Origin of the sequence: Streptomyces sp. A1277 (assembly GCF_004795015.1) — a bacterium.
Lineage (GTDB): Bacteria > Actinomycetota > Actinomycetes > Streptomycetales > Streptomycetaceae > Streptomyces.
The window spans coordinates 31,457-48,751 of the sequence record NZ_SSBI01000053.1 but is presented as its reverse complement, the minus strand read 5'-3'; the positions used below and the strand labels follow the sequence as shown (position 1 = coordinate 48,751).

Sequence of the window (17,295 nt, the reverse complement as noted above, 5' to 3'; positions counted from 1 at the left end):
CCGGGGGCCGGGGCGGTTCCATGCTCGTCAACAGGCACGCTTTCGTGTCCCTCCGTAGCGGTTTCACTACCAGGAGCACTCAGCGTGGCCTAGCCTCACACGGTCAGCAACGTGGCTGCCAGGGAGGGCATGTTGGTCAACATCAAGGAGCTGAATCCGGACGCGTCGCCGCAGGCGGCCTACGGCGCGCGTTTACGCAGAGTGCGCGAGCAGCGCGGCTGGATTCAGGATCATCTTGCCTCTCTGGTCGGCTGCACCGGACGGCACATCTCGGCGATCGAAACTGGTCGCAAGTCAGCAACCCTGCCGTTCTCGCGCAAGGTTGACGTTGCGTTCGATCTGGTCGGTACGCCCGACTCGTTCGAGCGCGAATGGCGGGAGATGAAGCACGGCAGCCTGCTGGAGGGCTTTCCGGAGTACGTCGGGTACGAGGGTCGGGCAGTGGAGATCAGGCTGTTTGACATCGGGCTCGTCCCCGGCCTGATGCAGACACCGGAGTACGCACAGGCCGTGGCTGACGGTGCCGTGCAAAGGGGCTCCATCACCTCCGAACAGGCTGAGGAGCGCGTCTCGGTCCTGATGGAACGGCAGGCGGTGCTCGTGCGACCACGGCCGCCCATGCTCTTCGTCGTCATGGACGAGAGCTGCCTTCATCAGGCCGTCGGTGGCCCGGAGGTCATGAACGCCCAGCTACAGCGGCTGGAGGAGCTGGCCTCGCGCCCCAACTGGTTCGTACACGTATCGCCGTTCGCCATAGGTGCGCGAAGGGCGTTTGACCTCCCCGTCAACGTCCTCACACTGGCTGATCGTTCCGTCGTCGCATACGCGGAATCGCAGGCGCAGGGGCGCGTCGAACGGGAATCATCGTTCGTGATGCCCATGCTCATGACCTACCATCAACTCCAAGGCGAGGCGCTGTCTCAGGCAGCCTCAGTGGCCAAGATCAGCCAGTTGCGAAAGGGCACACCGTGACTACCGAATCCCCCCGTTGGTACAAGTCCTCGTACAGCTCGAACGGTGGCAACTGCATCGAGATTGCCGCCAACCTCGCCGCCACGCGCGGGATCGTCCCCGTCCGTGACTCCAAGCAGGCGAACGGCCCCATCGTGAACGTCTCCGCCGACGCCTTCTCCTCGTTCGTCGCAGGCGTCCAGGCCGGCACCGTCTGACCCGAGCGTTTCGGCATTCGCCCCATCGTGCCGAGCGCGGTGGGGCGTCTTGCTGCCCGTTCGGGCACCGTGCACGCGAAAGCCCTCGTGCGCCCGTCCCCGCGGCCTACCATCGGCGCCAGTACCGAGATCAGCCGACTGCGAAGGGGCACCCCCGTGACGAACGAATCCCCCCGTTGGTACAAGTCCTCGTACAGCACGAACGGCGGCAACTGCGTCGAGATTGCCGCCAACCTCGCCGCCACGTCCGGCATCGTCCCCGTCCGTGACTCCAAGCAGGCGAACGGCCCCGTCCTGAACGTCTCCGCCGACGCCTTCTCCTCGTTCGTCGCAGGCGTCCAGGCCGGCACCGTCTGACCCGAGCGCTCCGGCAGCCGCCCCTTCGGGCAGACCGTTCACGGCGCGTGCTGGATGGCCTCGCGGGCTGCCCGGACGAGGGCGGCGTTGTTCGGGGCGGGGCTGCTGTCGGGGAGGTGGAGCGTGTCCTCAAGGCCGATGCGGGTGTCCAGGCTGCGGGAGGCCGCGAGGTGGAGGAGGGGCCAGGCGGTGGCGTCCTCGCCGTGCAGGAGGACCGGCGCGGCAGCCGATGCGAGGTCGTCCAGCAGGCCCGCCGCCGCGTGCACCGCGTCCTGCGGGGCGGTCTCGGTGATCTCGGCCAGGACGCGCAGGACCCGGTGGGAGTCGGGCCAGGCAAGGAACCGCTGTGCCGCGGGGGTACCGGAGAAGACGCCGGCCTCGATGCCGATCCCCCGGTCCAGCAGGGCGGCGGCGACGTGGTCGGCGCCCTCCTCGTGCCAGTTGACGGAGGCGTGGTCGGGCAGCACGGTCCAGGCCCGGACCTGCGCGGCACGGGCCCGGGGGTCGGGCGTGGCCCAGGCGCCGGTGGTGACCCCGAGGGGGACGCCCGGGACGGCGGCCCGCACCGCATGGACGGCGGCGGCGACTGCGGTGGCGTCCAGCGTGTCCTGACCGTGGCGGTCCTTGGGGTGCAGATGGATATCGGTGGCGCCGGCGGCGACGGCCTCCCGGGCCGCTGCGGCGAGCTCGTCCGGGGTGACCGGCAGATGGGAGCACTCGGCGCGGCTTCGAGCGCCGTTGAGACAGACCTGCAACATGCCGCCATCCTCGCACCGCAGCCGCAGCCGCAGCCGCAGCGGCCGGCGGACAACCGGGCGCGGGGCCCGTCTGCGGCGCCGCCGCGCGTAGGGTGCCCGGATGGTCGTGATTCCGGAGGAGTTCGCGCGGACCACCGTCGCGCGGGAGGGTGAGGCAGGCTCGGCCTGGCTCGGGGAACTGCCAAGGCTGGTGGAGGAGTTGACCGGGCGCTGGGCCTGCGTGCCGGACGGGGAGGTCATGTACGGGGGTGTCGGCCTCATCGTTCCCGTACGGCGGCCCGGTACGCCGCCCGCCGTGCTGAAGGTGTCCTTTCCGCATCCCGGCAACGACCACGAGCCGGACGCGTTCGTCGCGTGGGGCGGGCGGGGGGCCGTCGCGCTGTACGAGAGGGACGACGCGCGGTACGCGATGCTGCTGGAGCGGGCCCGGCCGCAGACCCTGGCGGAGGTGGCGGACGGGGACGAGGTGGTGACCGTCGCCGCGCGGCTCGGGCGGCGGCTGGCCGTGCCCGCGCCGGCCGGGCTGCCCCGGCTGAGCGACCGGGCCGGGGAGTGGGAGGAGGAGCTGCGGAAGGACGCCGCCGAGCTGACGCACGCGTTGCCTCGGCCGGTGCTGGAGGCCGCCCACGCGACCGTGCGGGAGCTGGGCCGGGACCAGCCGGACACCCTCGTGCACGGCGACCTGCACGGCCGCAACATCCTGCGGGCCGAGCGCGAGCCGTGGCTGGCCGTCGATCCCAAGGGGTACGTGGGCGACCCCGCGTACGACGGCGGTACGTTGCTGAAGTCCCGGGCCTTCAGCCTCGCGGAGGCGGATGACCTCGGCAGGGCCGTTCACCGCATCGTGGACGTGTTCGCGGACGCGGCCGAGCTCGATCGCGAACGCGTGCGGCGCTGGGCGCAGTTGCATGCCGTGCAGGCCGCGTTCTGGGCGCGGCGGCACGGCTTCCGGGTCGCGCGGGGCGGGCCGGAGCTGGAGTGGATCACCGCGTTCGCGGACCGGCTGGCGGAATTGCTCACCGAGCGTCCGTAGGGCCTGACTTCGATGGCCCCGGGCGGGCGGCTCGCGCGGCCGGGCCCGAAGGTGTGTCCGTGATCACGACCTCCCGGACGGTCCGCGACCTCACGGAACAGGGGCGTCGATCGTCAGGTCGGGAGAGCGACGTCCCTTCTCGGGGCGACCGGCGGCACCTCCCCCTCAGAAGCGGAGAAAATTCATGCGCACCGCATACCTCACGGTCACCATCCTCGGCATCTTCTTCAACGGCGCGGCGGCCGTGACCTACCTGATCGGCCACGAATACCCCAAGTCCCAGGCCGACATGAAGGGCATCCCCCGCAAGTACGTTCCGCTTCTGGGCATGTTGCTGGCCGCCGGGACCGTGGGGCTGCTGGCCGGACTCGCCGTGCCGCTGCTCGGCACCCTCGCCGCGTCCGGGCTCATCCTCTACTTCATCGGCGCGATCATCGCCCATCTGCGGGTGGGCTCCCGCAACATCGTCGGCGGGATCGTGTTCCTCGCCACGGCGGTGGCCGCCCTGATCCTGGGCGTGCTCCACCACGGGGCCTGGTAGGGCCTGATCCGGCACCCACGGGCCGCGCCGCCGCTTGACAGCATGCGGCGGCGGGCCATGGGATGAGTGGCACTCGTCGCGGGTGCGCGCCCCGGCGGGATCGGCTGCTACGTGTCGGCTCAACGGGGGAATGTCGTGCAGGAGTTGCGTGCCACTGATCCAACGGTGGTCGGTGGCCGGTACCGGCTGCTCGGGCGGCTGGGCAGCGGCGGGATGGGCACCGTGTTCCTGGGGCGGTCGCCGGGCGGGCGGCTGGTCGCCGTGAAGTGCGTACACCGGGAGCTGGCCGCCGATCCCGAGTTCCGCCGGCGCTTCGTCCACGAGTCGGCGGCCGTGCGGCAGGTCGGCGGGTTCCACACCGCCCAGGTGGTCGACGCGGACCCCGAGGGCGATCCGCCCTGGCTGGTCACCGCCTACATCCCCGGGCCTTCGCTCGCGGAGGCCGTCGCCGCCCACGGGCCGCTGCCGGAAGCGGCGTTGCGGGTGCTCGGCGCGGGGCTCGCCGAGGCGCTGGACGCCATCCACGCCGCCGGGCTCGTGCACCGCGACCTCAAGCCGTCCAACGTCCTGCTCGCCGACGACGGCCCCCGCGTCATCGACTTCGGCATCGCGCGGGCCCTGGACGGGACCGCGATCACCCGTACGCAGGTGGTCGTCGGCACCCCCGGCTACATGGCGCCCGAGCAGATCGCGGGCAGGGAGATCGGACCCGCCTGCGACGTGTTCAGCCTCGGTCACGTCCTCGGCCACGCCGCCGGGTGCGCGCCCTTCGGGCAGGTCGGGGACGCGCAGGTGATGCTCTACCGGGTCATGCACCACGAGCCCGACCTCGCCGCCGTCCCGGAGAGCCTGCGTCCCACGGTCGCCGCCTGCCTGGCCCGCTATCCCTCCGACCGGCCGACGCCGGCCGAGCTGCTGGAGCGGTTCGCCCTGCCCGCCGACGACGCGGAGACGGCCGGGGGCGCGTGGCTTCCGCCGCGGTTCCGGGCGGTGGCGGGCGGGGTGCCGGGTGCGGAGGGGCCGGGGGCTCCGGAGGTCCCGGGTGCTCCAGCGGCGGAGGTCCCGGGTGCTCCGAAGGTCCCGGGTGCTCCGGCAGTCCCGGCCGCTCCAGCAGTCCCAGGCGCTCCGGCGGCGGACCCCCCGGCCCCGCCGCCCCCGACCAACGTGAAGCCCGTCTCCCCCACCCCCGCGCCCGCCCTCACCCCCGCCCCCGCGCCGCAGCCCGGCGTACCCCCGTACACCCCCACCCTCACCGCCCCCGCCGCCTTCCGCGACAACAGCCCCTCCCCCGGCCCCAGGCGCCGCCTCCCCCGGCTCCTGATCCCCCTCGCGCTCGTCCTCGTCGCCGCCGCCGCCGTATGCGTACCCCTGCTCCTGCGGGACGGCGACGACTCCGGCTCATCCGCCAAACCCGGCGCGTCCGCCGAACCCGGCGCGTCCGCCAAGCCCGGCGCGTCCGCCAAGCCCGCGGACTGCTTCCCCTCCGACGGCGACGGCGGCAAGGACTCCTCGACCCCGGGGCCCCTGGTCGAGGTGCCGAGCGGGACGCCGCACGCGCCCGTGCCCCTCGGGCCCGCCGACCGGACGGTCATCGGGCTCGGCGAGTCGGTCACGCTGCGCTGGGACCACGTGGCCGGGAGGTCGAGTGTGGCCGTCTCCCGTGACGACGAGCACCAGTTCTCCGCCTGGATGACCAGCACGTCGTGCGCCTTCACCCCCACGCACGAGGGGCTGTACCGGTGGCAGGTCAACACCGCGCGTACCGGCGACGCCGAAGGGAAGCCCTCCGGCGGGTGGTCCGAGGACCGGTATCTGTTCGTCCGCGCGAAGGGGGCTTCGACGGCCAACCCGGTCCGCGACGCCCCGGACGTTCCGCGTCCCGTGGCGCCCGCGGACCAGGCCGTCGCCAGGGCCGGGGAGCCGGTCACCCTGCGCTGGGAGGCGGAGGGCGACCAGTCGTACGTCTCCGTGCAGCTGCCGGGCGGTGAGTGGAAGAACCTCCCCTGGCAGGAGGGCGCGTCCTCCACCTCGTACACCCCGCCGTCCCCCGGCATCTACCTCTGGATCGTGCACACCGCGGACACCTCCACCTGCAACAGCACCGTCTGCGTCAGCGGCGGCAGCGCACAGCGGTATCTGATCGTGAAGTGACGGGCGGCCCGTGGCGCAGCGGGCTACGGGCCCGTCGTACGCGCGGCCAGGTCCTCGTCCGTGACGGGGCGGACCACCCGGCAGGGCGTTCCGAGGGCGACACTCATCGGAGGGATGCTGCGGCTGACGACGCTGCCGGCGCCGACGACCGACCCGTAGCCGATGCGGACGCCGGGCAGGACCACCGCGTTGCTGCCGATCCACACCTTGTCCTCGATCACGATCGGTTCGGAGAACCGGCCGAAGTCCGCGCGGCGCGCGGGGTGGACCGGGTGGCCCGTCGTGGTCAGGGTCACGCTGGGGGCGATCATCACGTCGTCGCCGATGCGGATGTCCACGTCGTCCACGAACGTCAGGTTCACGTTGCCGAAGAAGTCGTCGCCGATGTGGACGTTGCTGCCGAATGCCGCGTGGAACGGGGGCAGGAGCACGGTGCGTTCGCCGACGGAGGCGAGGATCTCGACCAGGAGCTCCCGGCGCTTCTCCGCTTCGCTCGGGGGTGTGTGGTTGTAGGCGAAGATCTGGTCCTCGCGGCGGCGGGGGGCCAGGAAGGCCGCCTCGGTCTCGGTGTAGACGAGCCCCTTGGCGATCCGGGCGAGCACTTCCTCGTGGTGGGCATCGGCCACGGCGATACGTTTCCCTTCAGTGGGTGCTTCCGTTCGGCCCGGTACGACCGGGGCCGGTGGGCTCGGCGAGCCGCCGCGCGTACTCCCGCGCGACCGCCTCGTTCGGGGCGGCGGCCCTCGCCGCCTCGTACATCCGCGCGGCCTCCCCGGTACGGCCGAGGCGGCGCAGCGCGTCCGCGCGGACGGCGGGCAGGGCGTGGTGGCCGGTCAGCTCCTTCGGCGTGCCCAGTGCGTCGACGGCGTCCAGCTGGGCCTGCGGGCCGTCGCGCATGCCGAGGGCGACCGCGCGGTTGAGGGCGACGACCGGGTTCGTACGCAGGGCGAGGAGGCGGTCGTACAGGGCCACGATCGCCGCCCAGTCGGTCGCGGCGGCGGCCGGGGCGAGGGCGTGCCGCGCGGCGATGGCCGCCTGGAGCGCGTAGGGGCCGCCCGTTGCCTCCGCTTCCCGGGCGAGGGCGGCGCCCTCGGTGATCAGGGCGCGGTCCCAGCGCGTCCGGTCCTGGTGTTCCAGCGTGACGAGGCCGCCGTCCGCGTCGAGCCGGGCGGCGCGCCGGGAGTGCTGGATCAGGAGCAGGGCGAGCAGGCCGCGCGCCTCCGGTTCGTCCGGTGCCTCGGCGGCGACGAGCCGGGCGAGCCGGACGGCCTCCTCGGCGAGCCGGTCGCGGGTGGTGCTGCCGTCGCTGGGCGCGTACCCCTCGGTGAAGACCAGGTAGATGACGGCGAGGACCCCGCCCAGCCGTTCGGCGCGTGCCCCGGGGGGCGGCACCCGGTATGGGATTCCGGCCGCCGCGATCTTGCGCTTGGCGCGCAGGACGCGCTGCGAGACGGTGTCCTCGCCGACCAGGAAGGCGCGGGCGATCTCGCGCGTCGTGAGGCCGCCGACCGCCCGCAGGGTGAGGGCCACCCGGGCTTCGAGCGGGAGCGCCGGGTGGCAGCAGGTGAAGATCAGCCGCAGCCGCTCGTCCTCGGCGGGCCGCGGTCCGCGGGCGGCCTCCAGCGCGGCGGCCTCGGCGCTCTCCGCGACGTCGGAACTCTCCGCCTCCGCCAGCTCCGCGACCTCGGCCAGCTTGCCGCGCTCGGTCGTGCGGCGGCGCAGGACGTCGACGGCTCGGTGGCGGGCGGCGGTCACCAGCCACGCGCCCGGCCTGTCCGGCACCCCGTCGCGCTCCCAGGCCGGCAGGGCGCGGGCGAACGCGTCCTGCGCGCAGTCCTCGGCCAGCTCCCAGTCGCCGGTCAGGCGCACCAGCGTGCCGAAGACGACGCCCCACTCGTCGCGGTACGCCCCGGCGAGCGCCGCCCGCACCTCTGCCGGCCCGGAACTCACGAGAAGTCCGTCCAGAACTCCCGCAGTTCGGCGGTCCCGGACCGGGCCATGGGGCAGCGGGCGAGGTAGTCCACCGCTTCCTGCCAGGTCCCGTCCACGAAGACGAGGCCGGTCACCCACTCCGGCACGTCCGCGTAGGCGCCGTCGGTGATCAGGAGTTCGCCCTCGCGGCGGCGCACGAGGGTGGCGTCCTGGACGGGGCGCAGGTGCTCGCCGCCGAGGTAGCGGCCGGAGGCGAGGCCGTCGCGGACCCAGGCGGCCACCGCGGCGGGGTCGGGGGTGAAGGGCGGTGCGCTCGGGTCCGTCCGCAGGATGCCGAGGAAGCGGGAGGCCGGTGCGTCGCCCTCGTGCGGGACGTTCCCGGTGCCGGGGCCCAGGTCGAGCGGTTGGACCGGGCGGATCTCGATGCGGCCGGCGGCCGCCATCGGGTGCGAGGCGGCGACTTCGATCGCCTCGTCCAGGTCCGCGGCCTCCAGGAGGTCGTACCCGGCGATCCACTCGGTCGTCTCGGCGAACGGGCCGTCGGTGACCAGCACCCGGTCCCCGCGCGCGCGGACCGTCCTGGTCTCGGTGACGGGCTTGAGCGGCATCCCCTCCAGGCGGACACCGCGGCCGTTCCACTTCTCGACCCACGCGCCGGGGTTCTCGTCGGCCGGCTCTCCGGCGGGGTCGGTGGCGATGAACAGCACGTACTTCATGACCGTTCTCCTTACGAGCGTTCCGAACGTTTCATGAGGACGACGAACGGAGTCCGCCGAATCCGACAGGACGACGAGGGTGACCAGGGTGATCAGGGTGACGAGGACGACGAGGGTGACCAGGGTGACGAGGACGACGAGGACGACGAGGACGACGAGGACGACGAGGACGACGTGACGATAGCCCTCGCGAACCCGAGTCGTCCGATCTATTGACGTGCTCCTGACTGAATCGCTTTCATGGGGCGCACCGGGGTGGGAGCGCTCCCACCCCGGTGATCCGCCCTCTCGTCCCCCTTCTCCTCCCCCTTATGGAGCCGCAGTGAGAACAACGAGACAGTCAGCCAAGCGCACCACTTCCGTGATCCTCACCGTCCTGTCCACCCTCCTCGGGTTCCTCGCCCTCGGCGGCCTCGCCCCGGCGCGGGCCGCGTCCTCGGCCGCCACCGGTCTCCACATCAGCGACGGGCGGCTGGTCGAGGGCAACGGCGACGACTTCGTCATGCGCGGGGTCAACCACGCCCACGCCTGGTACCCGGGTGAGACCCAGTCGCTGGCCGACATCAAGGCGACCGGCGCCAACACCGTCCGCGTCGTGCTGTCCGACGGCTACCGCTGGAGCAGGAACAGCCCCGAGGACGTGGCGGCCGTCATCGCCCAGTGCAAGGCCAACCGGCTCATCTGCGTGCTGGAGGTGCACGACACCACCGGGTACGGGGAGGACTCAGCCGCCGGCACGCTGGATCACGCGGCCGACTACTGGATCAGCCTCAAGGACGTCCTCGACGGCCAGGAGGACTACGTCGTCATCGACATCGGGAACGAGCCCTGGGGCAACACCGACCCGGCCGGCTGGACCGCCCCCACCACCGCCGCGGTCCAGAAGCTGCGCGCCGCCGGGTTCGCCCACACGATCATGATCGACGCGCCCAACTGGGGCCAGGACTGGCAGGGCGTCATGCGGGACAACGCCCAGGCGCTCTACGACGCCGACTCCACCGGCAACCTCCTCTTCTCGATCCACATGTACAGCGTCTACGACACCGCCCAGAAGGTCACCGACTACCTGAACGCCTTCGTGGACGCCGGGCTGCCCCTCGTCATCGGCGAGTTCGGCGGGCCCGCCGACCAGTACGGCGACCCGGACGAGGACACGATGATGGCCGACGCCGAGCGGCTCGGGCTCGGCTGGATCGCCTGGTCCTGGAGCGGCAACAGCGACCCCGTCCTCGACCTGGCCATCGACTTCGACCCGACGCGGCTCAGCTCCTGGGGCGAGCGCGTCTTCCACGGCGCCGACGGCATCGCCCGGACCTCCCGCGAGGCGACCGTCTTCGGCGGCGCCTCCTCCGGGGACACCGAGGCCCCGACCGCGCCCGGCACGCCTGCCGCCTCCGCCGTGACGGACACCTCGGCGACCCTGACCTGGGCCGCGTCCACCGACAACGTTGCCGTCGCCGGGTACGACGTCGTCCGCGTCAGCGGTGCCGCGGAGACCGCCGTCGCCTCGTCCACCACCAACGGCGTCACCGTCACGGGCCTCACGGCCGGCACCGCGTACTCCTTCGCGGTGTACGCGCGCGACGCCGCCGGCAACCGCTCGGCGCGCTCGGCCGCCGTCGCGGTCACCACGGACGAGGGCGGCACCGCACCGGCCGGCAGCTGCTCGGTCGGCTACAAAGTCGTCGGCGAGTGGCCGGGCGGCTTCCAGGGCGAGATCACCATCCGCAACACCGGCGCCTCGGCCATCGACGGCTGGACGCTCGGGTTCGACTTCGCCAACGGGCAGACCATCACGAACATGTGGGGCGGGACGCCGACGCAGACCGGCGGTTCGGTGAGCGTCGTGCCGGCCTCGTACACCTCCGCGATCGCCGCCAACGGCTCGGTGACCGTCGGCTTCACCGGCGGCCAGAGCGGTACGAACACCGCGCCGGCCGCGTTCACCCTCAGCGGCGCCGCCTGCACCGCCGCCTGACACGGTGCCGGCCGGCGGGGCTCCCGCCCCTGCCGGCCGGCACCCGGGGTTCAGTCGGTGACGGTGAGGGTGACCGTCGTGGTGGCGCGCTCGTACGTCAGGTACGCCGCTCCGCTCGCCAGGAGCGTGTGGTCCGTGAGGGACCAGGCGCACGGGTCGAAGGTCGCCTTCCGCCCGAACAGCGGGATGCCCGCGCCGATCGTCGTCGGGCTCAGCTTCAGGATCAGCCTGTCGATCTCCCCGTAGAGGGAAGCGGCCAGTTCGCCGCCGCCGACCAGCCAGAGGTCCTTGCCGTCCTCCTGCTTCAGCTCACGTACCCGTGCGACCGGGTCACCCGCGACGAGCTCCACGGCCGGGTCGGGGCTCTCGCCCAGGGTGCGGGAGAACACCAGGTGCCGCAGGTGCGGGTAGGCGTTGGTGAGGCCGGCGTCGAGGCCGATCTCGTACGACCGCCGGCCCTCCAGCGCCGTGTCGAAGTGCGTGCCCTGCGCCGTCACGCCGAGCGCGGCCCGCGCCGGGCCGGGCAGGGTCTCCGGGTACGTGGCGATCAGGTGCTTGACGTAGTCCTCCGGAATGGGCCAGAAGCCGTCCGGCCCGGAGGGATCGGCTCCGTCCGGGCCGGCGATGAAGCCGTCGAGGGTGGAGGCGATGAAGTACACGAGCTTGCGCACGTACGGCCTTTCGTCCGGTGGCGGCCTCCGCGCGTCGGGGCCGTCGGCCGCCATGGTCGGACAGGCGTTCCCGGACGTGCAACGGGAATCCGGCCTTCCGGGGCCCCGGCCCGGGTTCAGCCGTTCCTCGGCCGGTCGAACCACATCGTCGCCACCGACGGCACCAGGCCCGCCCAGAAGAGCACCAGCGGAATCGTGCGTTCCGTCCAAGGGACCTGGGTGATCAGCAGCGCGCAGAGCATGGTCCACGCCGCCTGGCCCAGGACGATACGGGCCCAGGCCAACCGCCTTATGAGCGAAGGCAGGTTGACCCGGATACCGGCACGAAGACGGCGGTAGCGCAGCAGGGCGCCCAGTGCCCAGACGGCCGCCATGAGGACGAGGTCCCACAGCCGCTGGCCGAGGACCAGGGGCAGTTCGCGCTGCGTCTCGCCCTCCGTCTGGAACAGGTCGATGCCCACGGCGGCCAAGGCCAGGCAGAGCAGGGCCGGCCAGCGCAGGCCGCGCAGCAGGCGGTACGAGGCCGCGTCCAGGCCCTGCCGCATCGGCGTGGAGCCCGGGGTGGCGGCCAGCGCGTCGGCGTACAGGGTGGCGGCCTCGGTCGCCTTGACGCCGGGGGCGGTCGCCGCCTTCCGCGTCCGCCGGGTCAGGGCGCGCTCGTGCTGCGGGTCGAGCCGGAGGATGACCTCGTCCATCCGGTCGGCGGTGGCGCGGTCGCCGGACATGTCGGCGATGAGCCACGCCACCTCGTAGGGGTACACCTCCTCGGGGGCCAGCCGGATGGCCTCCTGGGCGATCAGGTCGGCCTCCCGCAGCCCGGCCGTCATGTCCTCGCGCCGGACCTGCCCGCCGTTGGCCTGGCCGGAGCTGATCATCCGGATGCGCCAGAGCCAGTCGGCGAGCCGGGCGTAGCCGAACCAGTAGTCGGGGGCCAGGCGTATCGCCTCGCGCAGCACGCCCTCGGACTCCGGGAAGCGGCCCCCCACGCGCAGGGCGTTGGCGTGCACGAGGAGCGCCCCGACGTGTTCGGGGTTCAGAGCGAGGGCCCGCTCGGTCGCCTCCAGGGCCTTCGCGCCGTTCTGCTCGTCCCCGAGGTGGCTCCGGGCGAGTTCGGTCCAGGCCCGGACGTCCTCGGGGTCCTCCGCGAGCCGCTGGGCCAGCAGCTCCCTGGCCTCCTCGTACCGCTTGAGGTCGATGAGCAGGTCGGCCCGCTCCACGGCGGGATGCGGGGAGGTGGTCACAGCTTGCGCCTCTTCTTCAGGTACGCCACCAAGTCGTCGTACATACCGCCCTCGTTGGCGAACATCGCCACGTTGCGCGCGGAGGCGAACCACGGCTCGGCGGAGGGCACGGTCTCCTTCGCGGCGGCCAGCAGGTCCCTCGTGTTGATCATCCGTACGGTTCCGGTCCGCACCGAGTCCAGCAGGGCCCGCTCGGCCGCCGCCTCGCAGACATGGGCCAGGTCCGCACCGGACAGACCGTCGGTGGCCTTGACCAGCTTGCCCACGTCGACGTTCTCGATGGGCCGCTCCCGCAGGTGGTAGCGGAGGATCGCCTCCCGGGCGGGCCCGTCGGGCGGGAGGACGAGGATCGTCCGGTCCAGCCGGCCGGGACGGCGCAGGGCGTTGTCCACGTCCCAGGGCACATTGGTGGCGGCCAGCACGAACACGCCCTCGTTCGCCGCCGATTCGATGCCGTCCAACTCGCTGAGCAGCTGGTTGACCACGTTGCGCATGCCGCTGTGCGCGGTGCGGCTGCGTTTGGCGCCGAGGGCGTCCAGCTCGTCCAGGAAGACCACGCAGGGCGCCTGGCGGCGGGCGGTCTCGAAGACCTCGTGCATGTTGCGCTCGGAGTTGCCGATCCACATGTCGAGCACGTCGTTCACGGAGACGGACAGGAACGCCGCGCCGAGTTCACCGGCCACCGCCCGCGCGATGAACGTCTTGCCGCAGCCGGGCGGGCCGTACAGCAGCAGCCCGCCGCGCAGGCTCTTTCCGTACAGCTTGCGCAGTTCGGGGTTGCGGAGCGGGGCGAGGAAGGCCGCTTCCATGCGGTCCTTGACGTCCTGCATGCCGCCGACGTCGGCCAGTCGTACGGTGCCGGGCCCCTCCACGTCCCACGCCTCGGCGTCGCCCGGGTCGTCCTGCCCGTCCGCGCGGACCGGCGTCTCGGCGAACCGTGGCGGAACGACGTCCGCGACCTGGTCCTCGGCGGCCTTCCAGTCGAACCCGGTGCGCGGGCGGGGCCGTTCCGCCGGGGAGGGGGCCGGGGGCACAGGCGCGGGCGGCGCGCCCATCGCCCGGAGCATCAGGTCCCTGGCCAGGGCATCGCCCGGCGCGTGCTGAAGGGCCACGGCCGCCTCGGCGACGGCCTCGTCGGCCCGGTCCGCCTCCAGCAGGAGCTGGGCCAGGTGGAGGCGCAGGGGTACGTCGGCGGGCGCGGCGGCGACCGCGGTCCGCAGGCTCTGTATGAGAGGGGGGTCGTCCGACATGATCCACAGCCTAGTGCGGCCCTGCGACACCTCTCGGGGCGCTCAGGCGGACCCCGGTCGCGCGGCCGGAGGGGGCGGCGGCTGCGGGAGGTGGCGGAGCAGGCCACGGGTGTGCGGTTCGCGCTGTCCCCGGCCCGCTGAACGTTACTGCTCCGGTAAGTCCGCAGAGGCCCCTCGGACACGGGACTTCGATACGTGCCGGGGCCCTCGCTCGCGGACGCGGTGACATCGACTTCTCCCCGCGTACGGTGTCACCGAACGACTACGTGGAGCAGATGCGTGCCGGGCGGTGGGACTGGCAACGCCCCGGCACAGCGCTGAGGGTCCTGGGGGTGGATGGTCAACTGGTGTCGTACGACAATCGAGGGCTTGACGCCGCGCGCGAAGTGGGGCGGCCTGTCATCAGCACGTGCGCAACGGAAAGCGCAAGAAGAATGACCACGATCGAACGGCTGTGGGAGGGGGACTACGAGCTTCCCGCCGAGGACGGGCTCTACTTCGCCGACGGGCCTTCCTACGACGTAGACATCGCTCCCGGAGCGCCTGCGGGCCTCACGGCGCTCGGGCCCTTCGACGTCGGCGCGATGCTGGCGGACGATCCGTCCCGGGTCTCCGCAGTGGGCGTGCTCGCCGTTGCGGAACTGGGAGACGGGGGGCTGCTGTGGTGCGGCGAGGGCTCGATGGGCGCGGACGGCTTCCTCGCCCGTCTGACTGCCGCCCGCAAGCTGATCTGGGCGGTGTTCTTCTCGGACTCCAATCCCTTCGACCGGATCCGAGTGTCTGGAAACGTCGCTACGTTCCACTCGACCGCCGAGTTCGATCTCGCCGTCGACATCGACGATCCGCGAACCCCCGGGGGCGGTGCCCCCGGAAGCCTCAGCCCGTGATCAGCCGCTGGAGCGCGGGCGCGTACAGGTCCGCGATGCGCTCCGGCGTCGCGGACGCGCCCGCGCCCTCGCGGTGCAGGCTGAGCGTCGCCCCCAGCCCCAGCAGGTGCCCGGCCAGGAGCTCCGCGCGCAGGGCGCGGTCCTCGCCGGGGAGTCGGGCGGTCAGGGCGTCGGTGACCTGTTCGTGGAAGCGGTCGCGCAGCAGGGAGCGTTCGTCCTGGTTGCCGAGGGAGAAGACGACGCGCAGCAGCGGGTCGGACTGGACCGCGCGGCGGCGGGTCACCAGCGTGACGACCATATGGCGGCCCAGTACGTCGAGCGGGGCGTCGAGGAGTTCGGCGGCGGCCGGTCCGAAGTCGGCCACGGTGTTGAAGAGTTCCTCCTTGCGGCCGAAGTGCTTGACCACCAGGGACGGGCTCACCCCCGCGTCCGCCGCGATCCCCCTGATCGTCACCTCCGCGTACGGGCGCTGCGTGAACGCCCGCCGGGCCGCCCGGAGGATCGCCTCCCGGCCCGTGCCGCTGTCCGTGGCCGGGGTCGTCGCGATGGCCTGGCCGCCGGTCATGCGCCCTCCTGGATTCCCGCCGGCCGCGCACCGCCCTTCCGGGTGCCCGGCGCCTCGCGGCTCTCCCCGACCGTACCCGCCCCGGCGGGCTTGCGGCCCGGCAGGAACAGTGTGACGGCCAGGGCGGCGAGCGCCGCGCCCGCAGCGATGACGAAGACCAGCTGGTACGCGTGGAGGGTCGGGGCGGTCCTGCCCCCGGCCCGGAAGGTGATGTTGGCCAGGACGGCGGCGACCGTGGCGCTGCAGAACGCCTGGCCGATCGAGCGCATGAGGGTGTTCAGGCCGTTGGCCGCCCCGGTCTCGCTGACCGGGACTCCGCGCATGACGAGCGCGGGGAGCGCCGAGTACGCGATGGCCGTGCCGGCGGCGACGACCGTGGCGCCCGCGATGATCAGCCACAGGCTGTGACTGGTGAAGTACCGCACGCCGTAGCCGGCGGCGATGATGCCGGCCGCCAGCGCCAGGCTGACCTTGGGACCGTGCTTGGCGGATATCCGGGCCGATACGGGCGACAGCGCCACCATGGCCACACCGCCCGGCAGCAGGCACAGGCCGCTGACGACGAGCGAGGCGCCGAGCCCGTAGCCGGTGGCCTTCGGCTCCTGCACCATCTGGGCGGTGACGAGCGAGTTCGCGTAGAAGGCGAAGCCGATCAGGAGGGCCGCGATGTTGGTGAGCAGGACCGCCGGGCGGGCGGAGATCCGCAGGTCGACCATGGGCGTCGCGACGCGCAGCTCGTACGCCCCCCACACCAGCGCCACCACCACGGCCGCCACGAGCAGGCCGAGCGTGCGGCCGGAGGTCCAGCCCCAGTCGCCGCCCTGCGTCACCGCGAGCAGCAGGCAGACCAGCGCGCCGGTCAGACCGAGGGCGCCGAGCGCGTCGAAGCGGCCGCGGGTGCGCAGCGGGGACTCCGGGACGAAGACCAGCACGAGCGCGATGTCGATGAGGCCGATGCCGCCGGAGACCCAGAACATGGTGTGCCAGTCGAAGTTCTCCACGACGAGCGCGGCGATCGGCAGGCCGACGGCGGCGCCGATGCCGAGGGTGGAGCTCATCAGCGCGACGGCGGACAGGACGCGCTCGGGCGGCAGTTCGTCGCGCAGGATGCTGATGCCCAGCGGGACGACGGCGATGGCGGCGCCCTGGAGGGCGCGGCCGGTGATCAGGACGCCGATGTGGGAGCTGGCCCCGCACAGCACCGAGCCCACCACCAGGACCGCGAGCGAGGCGACGAGCACCCGGCGCTTGCCGTACATGTCGCCGACCCGGCCGAGGACCGGGGTGAAGACCGCGCCGGTGAGCAGGGTGACGGTGACCAGCCAGCTCGCGGCGGCCGGGGTGGCGCCGGTCAGTGCGGGGATGTGCGGGAGCAGGGGGACGACGATCGTCTGCATGACCGCGACGACGACCCCGCAGAAGGCCAGCACACCCACCGCGAAGCGCGGATGCGGGGCCTGGGCCGCTGGGGTCGTGGGGGCGGGGGCGGGTATGTCCGCGGGCATGGTTCTCCGTTGCGGTGATCGGCTGCGTGGCCAGGGGGTGCACAGTTGTTCACCTCCAGGGTAAACGCCTGTGCACCCCCTCCGCGACGGGATGCCGGAAGCGTTGGTTAGCCTCGGTCGGAGCGCCGGTGCGGCGCTGGGTGCGGGGCGCGCGGGAGTGCGCCCGGCGCGCATCCCATGACGTTGACGAAGGCGGAGGTGGCTGCGATGGCGAAGGTGCCGGCAGCGGCGGTGGCGGCGGGCGGACTGGTCGGCGGTTACGCCGTGGCACGGTGGACCCGCAGGCGGCCGCTGGGCGGGGTCGCGCTCGCGGCGGCGGGCGGCGTGGCCGCGTACGAGTGGAACCGGCAGGCGGGCCCGCGCGCGGCCGTCGCCCTGACCACCGCCTACGTGGCCGCGTTCGCGGGCTCGCACCCGCTGGCGAAGAAGGTCGGCGCCTGGCCCGCCGTGTTCACCGTGGCGGGCACCGTGGCCGCCGCGTCCTGGGCGGTGACCCGCCGGGCCGCCTGAGGTGGGAGCCCCCCGCGGCCCCGGCCCGGGG

General features: G+C 73.0%; 19 protein-coding genes. 10 read left to right on the top strand and 9 right to left on the bottom strand.

Annotation, left to right across the window (positions count from 1 at the left end; all coding sequences use genetic code 11):
- The first annotated feature begins 132 nt into the window (after positions 1 to 132).
- The 3 genes from E6R18_RS28780 (at position 133) to E6R18_RS28770 (ending at position 1,526) form a co-directional block, all read left to right on the top strand.
- Complete coding sequence (locus E6R18_RS28780) at positions 133 to 972, top strand: helix-turn-helix transcriptional regulator (RefSeq protein WP_136319819.1); 840 nt, start codon at positions 133 to 135, stop codon at positions 970 to 972.
- On the top strand, positions 969 to 1,169 hold the full coding sequence (locus E6R18_RS28775; protein ID WP_136319806.1) for a DUF397 domain-containing protein: 201 nt from the start codon (positions 969 to 971) through the stop codon (positions 1,167 to 1,169). The genes E6R18_RS28780 and E6R18_RS28775 overlap by 4 nt, the downstream gene beginning before the upstream one ends.
- Positions 1,170 to 1,325: 156 nt before the next feature.
- Positions 1,326 to 1,526 carry a DUF397 domain-containing protein gene (locus tag E6R18_RS28770; RefSeq protein WP_136319805.1) on the top strand — a complete coding sequence of 67 codons (201 nt, stop codon included), beginning with the start codon at positions 1,326 to 1,328 and terminating at the stop codon, positions 1,524 to 1,526.
- 38 nt (positions 1,527 to 1,564) lie between these two features.
- Here the strand turns inward: E6R18_RS28770 and E6R18_RS28765 are convergent, their stop codons facing one another.
- Positions 1,565 to 2,284 carry a 3-keto-5-aminohexanoate cleavage protein gene (locus E6R18_RS28765; protein WP_136319804.1) on the bottom strand — a complete coding sequence of 240 codons (720 nt, stop codon included), beginning with the start codon at positions 2,282 to 2,284 and terminating at the stop codon, positions 1,565 to 1,567.
- 100 nt (positions 2,285 to 2,384) lie between these two features.
- Here E6R18_RS28765 and E6R18_RS28760 point away from each other — a divergent pair, with 100 nt between their 5' ends.
- The 3 genes from E6R18_RS28760 (at position 2,385) to E6R18_RS28750 (ending at position 6,009) form a co-directional block, all read left to right on the top strand.
- On the top strand, positions 2,385 to 3,317 hold the full coding sequence (locus tag E6R18_RS28760; RefSeq protein ID WP_136319803.1) for an aminoglycoside phosphotransferase family protein: 933 nt from the start codon (positions 2,385 to 2,387) through the stop codon (positions 3,315 to 3,317).
- 184 nt (positions 3,318 to 3,501) lie between these two features.
- The gene (locus tag E6R18_RS28755; protein ID WP_136319802.1) at positions 3,502 to 3,858 is read left to right on the top strand and encodes a DoxX family protein; all 357 of its coding nucleotides are present in this window, start codon (positions 3,502 to 3,504) and stop codon (positions 3,856 to 3,858) included.
- Positions 3,859 to 3,993: 135 nt separating this feature from the next.
- Positions 3,994 to 6,009: a serine/threonine-protein kinase gene (locus E6R18_RS28750; RefSeq protein WP_136319801.1), complete on the top strand. Its 2,016-nt coding sequence runs from the start codon at positions 3,994 to 3,996 to the stop codon at positions 6,007 to 6,009.
- 23 nt (positions 6,010 to 6,032) lie between these two features.
- Here the strand turns inward: E6R18_RS28750 and E6R18_RS28745 are convergent, their stop codons facing one another.
- Genes E6R18_RS28745 through E6R18_RS28735 form a run of 3 tightly spaced genes read right to left on the bottom strand, consistent with a single transcriptional unit; the run spans position 6,033 to position 8,657 of the window.
- Positions 6,033 to 6,635 (bottom strand): sugar O-acetyltransferase, encoded by a 603-nt coding sequence (locus E6R18_RS28745; RefSeq protein WP_136319800.1) that lies wholly within the window; start codon positions 6,633 to 6,635, stop codon positions 6,033 to 6,035.
- A gap of 16 nt (positions 6,636 to 6,651) precedes the next feature.
- Positions 6,652 to 7,938 (bottom strand): sigma-70 family RNA polymerase sigma factor, encoded by a 1,287-nt coding sequence (locus E6R18_RS28740; protein WP_136319818.1) that lies wholly within the window; start codon positions 7,936 to 7,938, stop codon positions 6,652 to 6,654.
- A gap of 17 nt (positions 7,939 to 7,955) precedes the next feature.
- Positions 7,956 to 8,657, bottom strand: coding sequence for a YciI family protein (locus tag E6R18_RS28735; RefSeq protein ID WP_136319799.1), 702 nt, complete (start codon positions 8,655 to 8,657; stop codon positions 7,956 to 7,958).
- Positions 8,658 to 8,690: 33 nt separating this feature from the next.
- Here E6R18_RS28735 and E6R18_RS28730 point away from each other — a divergent pair, with 33 nt between their 5' ends.
- Positions 8,691 to 8,873 carry a hypothetical protein gene (locus E6R18_RS28730; RefSeq protein WP_136319798.1) on the top strand — a complete coding sequence of 61 codons (183 nt, stop codon included), beginning with the start codon at positions 8,691 to 8,693 and terminating at the stop codon, positions 8,871 to 8,873.
- A 106-nt stretch (positions 8,874 to 8,979) separates the two neighbouring features.
- Positions 8,980 to 10,635, top strand: coding sequence for a cellulase family glycosylhydrolase (locus tag E6R18_RS28725; protein ID WP_136319797.1), 1,656 nt, complete (start codon positions 8,980 to 8,982; stop codon positions 10,633 to 10,635).
- Positions 10,636 to 10,685: 50 nt separating this feature from the next.
- On the opposite strand, the gene E6R18_RS28720 is transcribed toward E6R18_RS28725, so the two are convergent.
- From E6R18_RS28720 to E6R18_RS28710, 3 genes are all read right to left on the bottom strand, one after another.
- Positions 10,686 to 11,306 (bottom strand): dihydrofolate reductase family protein, encoded by a 621-nt coding sequence (locus E6R18_RS28720; RefSeq protein WP_136319796.1) that lies wholly within the window; start codon positions 11,304 to 11,306, stop codon positions 10,686 to 10,688.
- Positions 11,307 to 11,422: 116 nt separating this feature from the next.
- Positions 11,423 to 12,547: a tetratricopeptide repeat protein gene (locus E6R18_RS28715; protein WP_136319795.1), complete on the bottom strand. Its 1,125-nt coding sequence runs from the start codon at positions 12,545 to 12,547 to the stop codon at positions 11,423 to 11,425.
- Positions 12,544 to 13,797: an ATP-binding protein gene (locus E6R18_RS28710; protein WP_136319794.1), complete on the bottom strand. Its 1,254-nt coding sequence runs from the start codon at positions 13,795 to 13,797 to the stop codon at positions 12,544 to 12,546. Before E6R18_RS28710 ends, E6R18_RS28715 begins: the two co-directional genes overlap by 4 nt.
- A gap of 248 nt (positions 13,798 to 14,045) precedes the next feature.
- On the opposite strand from E6R18_RS28710, the gene E6R18_RS28705 reads away from it, so the two are divergent.
- Positions 14,046 to 14,684: a hypothetical protein gene (locus E6R18_RS28705; RefSeq protein ID WP_240799887.1), complete on the top strand. Its 639-nt coding sequence runs from the start codon at positions 14,046 to 14,048 to the stop codon at positions 14,682 to 14,684.
- On the opposite strand, the gene E6R18_RS28700 is transcribed toward E6R18_RS28705, so the two are convergent.
- Both E6R18_RS28700 and E6R18_RS28695 read right to left on the bottom strand, forming a co-directional pair.
- On the bottom strand, positions 14,674 to 15,249 hold the full coding sequence (locus tag E6R18_RS28700) for a TetR/AcrR family transcriptional regulator (RefSeq protein ID WP_136319793.1): 576 nt from the start codon (positions 15,247 to 15,249) through the stop codon (positions 14,674 to 14,676). The two genes, E6R18_RS28705 and E6R18_RS28700, sit on opposite strands and share 11 nt — an antisense overlap.
- Positions 15,246 to 16,754: an MFS transporter gene (locus E6R18_RS28695; RefSeq protein ID WP_136319792.1), complete on the bottom strand. Its 1,509-nt coding sequence runs from the start codon at positions 16,752 to 16,754 to the stop codon at positions 15,246 to 15,248. Before E6R18_RS28695 ends, E6R18_RS28700 begins: the two co-directional genes overlap by 4 nt.
- A 207-nt stretch (positions 16,755 to 16,961) precedes the next feature.
- Here E6R18_RS28695 and E6R18_RS28690 point away from each other — a divergent pair, with 207 nt between their 5' ends.
- Positions 16,962 to 17,264 (top strand): hypothetical protein, encoded by a 303-nt coding sequence (locus E6R18_RS28690; RefSeq protein WP_206308455.1) that lies wholly within the window; start codon positions 16,962 to 16,964, stop codon positions 17,262 to 17,264.
- Positions 17,265 to 17,295: the final 31 nt, after the last annotated feature.